Origin of the sequence: Streptomyces mangrovisoli (assembly GCF_000974985.2) — a bacterium.
In the GTDB taxonomy this organism is placed as follows: domain Bacteria; phylum Actinomycetota; class Actinomycetes; order Streptomycetales; family Streptomycetaceae; genus Streptomyces; species Streptomyces mangrovisoli.
Genome location: NZ_LAVA02000193.1, coordinates 1 through 201, shown reverse-complemented (window position 1 = coordinate 201; position 201 = coordinate 1). Strand labels below are relative to the sequence as shown.

The 201-nt window shown below is 65.7% G+C and carries 1 pseudogene; it reads right to left on the bottom strand.

What is annotated here, in order from left to right:
- Positions 1-16: 16 nt before the first annotated feature.
- Positions 17-201 (bottom strand): annotated as a pseudogene (locus tag WN71_RS39360) (IS630 family transposase); the annotation flags it as partial.

Sequence of the window (201 nt, the reverse complement as noted above, 5' to 3'; positions counted from 1 at the left end):
TACTGACTTCGGCGCTTCAAGGTGAGGCGAGGTTGTCGATGGTCAGGCCGGTGCCGGTTATGAAGCCGTCGAGGGTGTCGGGCCGGTATTGGAGGCGTTTGAGCCGGTTGCGGACGAGGGCTTCGAGCCGGTCGAGGGCCATGACGGCGAGGTTGGCCAGGCTGCGCTTGACGTGCGCCCAGACCCACTCGACCGGGTTGA